The sequence below is a fragment of the Streptomyces sp. SM11 genome, assembly GCF_002910905.1.
Lineage (GTDB): Bacteria > Actinomycetota > Actinomycetes > Streptomycetales > Streptomycetaceae > Streptomyces.
Genome location: NZ_NEUE01000058.1, coordinates 1 through 3468 on the forward strand (window position 1 = coordinate 1; position 3468 = coordinate 3468).

The window sequence follows — 3468 nt, forward strand, 5'->3', positions numbered from 1 at the left end:
TGGGCGTGGGTGTGGGGGTTTCGGTCATGTGTTCACTGTGGCACGGGGGGTGGTGTGTCGGGGTGTGTGTCGCGTGGTCATCGGATCGAAACCTGCGTGGGGTGTTGTGCGTGGTGGCCCCCGGGTCAGCATCTACGCGCGTTGCCCTGCTGAACGAGGAGTGAAGAGATGCCGTTGAACCGTAGGACGTTTCTGGGCCGTTCGGCTGCCGCCGGTGCGGGTGTGACGATGGCGGGCGGGGCGGCCGTGGGCTCGGCCGGTGCGGCGGAGGCGAGGGGGCAGGGGCTCGGTCACGGCCATGGTCACGGGCGGCCGGCGAAGCGGTATTCGTTCACGGTGATGGGCACGACGGATCTGCACGGGAACGTCTTCAACTGGGACTACTTCACGGACAAGGAGTACGACGACTCCGCGCGCAACGATGTCGGTCTGGCGAAGATCTCGACGTTGGTGGACCGGGTGCGCCGGGAGAAGGGTCGCCGGAACACGCTGTTGATCGACGCGGGTGACACGATCCAGGGCACGCAGTTGTCGTACTACTACGCGAAGGTCGATCCGATCACGGCGCGGCGTGGTCCGGTGCATCCGATGGCGCGGGCGATGAACGCGATCGGTTATGACGCGGCGGCGCTGGGGAATCACGAGTTCAATTACGGCATTCCGGTGCTGCGGAAATTCGAGGAGCAGTGTGATTTTCCGCTGCTGGGGGCGAATGCGCTGGATGCGAAGACGTTGCGGCCGGCGTTCGCTCCGTATGTCATCAAGCGGATGCGGACGCCGTGCGGACGTGATGTGCGGGTGGCGGTGCTGGGGCTGACGAATCCTGGTGTCGCGATCTGGGACAAGGCGAACGTGGGCGGGAAGATGGTGTTCCCGGGGCTGGAGGAGCAGGCGGCGAAGTGGGTGCCGAAGCTGCGGTCGATGGGGGCGGACGTGGTGGTCGTCTCCGCGCATTCGGGTTCTTCGGGGACGTCGTCGTGGGGGGATCAGTTGCCGTACGTGGAGAACGCGGCGGCGCTGGTGGCGGAGCAGGTGCCGGGGATCGACGCGATTCTGGTGGGGCACGCGCATGTGGAGATCGCCGAGCACTTCGTGACGAACAAGGAGACGGGGAAGCGGGTCGTGCTCTCGGAGCCGGCGAAGTGGGGGCAGCGGCTGACGCTGTTCGATTTCGATCTGGTGTGGGAGAGGGGCCGCTGGACGGTCGAGAAGGCCGGTTCGCGGGTGCTGAACTCCAACACCGTGCCGGAGGACCGGAAGGTGACGTCGCTGCTGCGGTCGGAGCATCGCAAGGTGGTGGAGTACGTCAATCAGGTCATCGGTACGTCGGTGGTGGCGTTGTCGGCGGCGGAGGCGCCGTGGAAGGACGAGCCGATCATCGACCTGATCAATCAGGTGCAGGCGGAGACGGTGCGGGCGGCTCTGGCGGGTGGTGAGTACGGGTCGTTGCCGGTGTTGTCGCAGGCTTCGTGATTCTCGCGTGCGGCGGGAATTCCGGCCGGTGATGTGACGATCAGGGACGCGGCGGGGCTGTATCCGTTCGAGAACACGCTGGAGGCGCGGCTGCTCACGGGTGCGCAGTTGAAGGACTATCTGGAGTATTCGGCGCGGTATTACGTGCGGACGCCGGCGGGTGGTCCGGTGGATACGGCGAAGCTGACGAATGCGGACGGGATTTCGGACTACAACTACGACGCGGTGTCGGGGGTGGCGTACGACATCGATATCGCGCGGCCGGTGGGTTCGCGGATCGTGGGGTTGTCCTTCGGGGGGAAGGCGATTGATCCGGCGGCGCGGTTCGTGTTCGCGGTGAACAACTACCGGGCGAGTGGTGGGGGGAACTTCCCGCATGTGCCGGGTGCGCGGCAGGTGTGGGCGGATTCGGACGAGATCCGGAACACGATCATCGGGTGGGTGCGGGAGAAGGGGTCGGTGGATCCGGCGGCGTTCGCTTCGGTGGGGTGGCGGCTGACGCGGGAGGGGGTGCCAGTCTTCCCGTAGTCGTGTTGCGTCGTGCCGTGGCCCGGGGCTCTGTTGTTCGGAGTCCCGGGCCGCTCGGCGTCCCGGGGCGGGTCAGATGGACTGGCTGAGGGGGACGAGGGCGGGGGGCTGGGCGGGGACTCTCGGCGGCTGGGGGGCGAGGCCGAAGGTGGTGAAGGCGGTGCGTTCGGGGAGGGGGTAGGGGGTGGCGTCGGTGAGGTTGTTGAGGATGGTGGCGCTGCGCCAGGCGGCGAGTCCGAGGTCGGGGGCGCCGACTCCGTGGGTGTGGCGTTCGGCGTTCTGTACGTAGATGTGTCCGGTGACGGCGTGGTCGAGGATCAGGCGGTACTGGTCGTCGATGCGGGGGCGGTGGGAGGCGTCGCGGCGGAGGTAGGGGTCGAGGCCGCCGAGGATGGCGTCGAGGGGGCGTTCGCGGTAGCCGGTGGCGAGGATGACGGCGTCGGTGGTGAGGCGGGATCGGGTGCCTTGCTGGGTGTGTTCGAGGTGGAGTTCGACGCGGGTGTTGGTGACGCGGCCGGCGGTGCGGACGTGGACGCCGGGGGTGAGGGTGGCGGCGGGCCAGCCGCCGTGGAGGGTGCGGCGGTAGAGCTCGTCGTGGATGGCGGCGATGGTGTCGGCGTCGATGCCTTTGTGGAGTTGCCATTGGCGGGGGACGAGTTCGTCGCGGGCGGATTCGGGGAGGGCGTGGAAGTAGCGGCTGTAGTCGGGGGTGAAGTGTTCGAGGCCGAGTTTGGAGTACTCCATGGGGGCGAAGGCCTGGGTGCGGGCGAGCCAGTGGATCTTCTCGGCGCCTTCGGGGCGGGCGCGCAGGAGGTCGAGGAAGATCTCTGCGCCGGACTGGCCGGATCCGATGACGGTGATGTGTTCGGCGGCGAGGAGCCGTTCGCGGTGGCGTAGGTAGTCAGCGGAGTGGAGTACGGGGACGGCTTCGGCTTCGGCGAGGGGTTTGAGGGGGTCGGGGACGAAGGGTTCGGTGCCGATGCCGAGGGCGATGTGGCGGGTGTAGGCGCGGCCGAGGGCTTCGGCTTCGCCGTCGCGGTCGAGTTGGGTGAAGTCGACTTCGAAGAGGGCGCGGTCGGTGTTCCAGCGGACGGCGTCGACCTGGTGGCCGAAGTGGAGGCCGGGGAGTTGTTCGCTGACCCAGCGGCAGTAGGCGTCGTATTCGGCTCGTTGGATGTGGAAGCGTTCGGCGAAGTAGAAGGGGAAGAGGCGGTCGCGGGTGCGGAGGTAGTTGAGAAAGCTCCAGGGGCTGGTGGGGTCGGCGAGGGTGACGAGGTCGGCGAGGAAGGGGACTTGGAGGCTGGCGCCGTCGAGGAGGAGGCCGGGGTGCCAGTGGAAGGCGGGGCGTTGTTCGTAGAAGGTCGCGGCGAGGGGGCGGGGGTCGTCGGGGGCTGCGGGGATGTTGTGGGCGAGGGCGGCGAGGGAGAGGTTGAAGGGGCCGATGCCGATGCCGACGAGGTCGTGTGG

General features: G+C 68.0%; 1 protein-coding gene and 1 pseudogene. One reads left to right on the forward strand and one right to left on the reverse strand.

Going from position 1 to position 3468, the window contains the following annotated elements; genetic code table 11:
- Positions 1 to 168 precede the first annotated feature (168 nt).
- Positions 169 to 2001: pseudogene (locus B9S58_RS03600) on the forward strand (bifunctional metallophosphatase/5'-nucleotidase).
- Between the two features lie 72 nt (positions 2002 to 2073).
- Here B9S58_RS03600 and B9S58_RS03605 read toward each other — a convergent pair.
- The coding region (locus B9S58_RS03605; protein WP_103530698.1) for a lysine N(6)-hydroxylase/L-ornithine N(5)-oxygenase family protein at positions 2074 to 3468 on the reverse strand (1395 nt) is incomplete at its 5' end.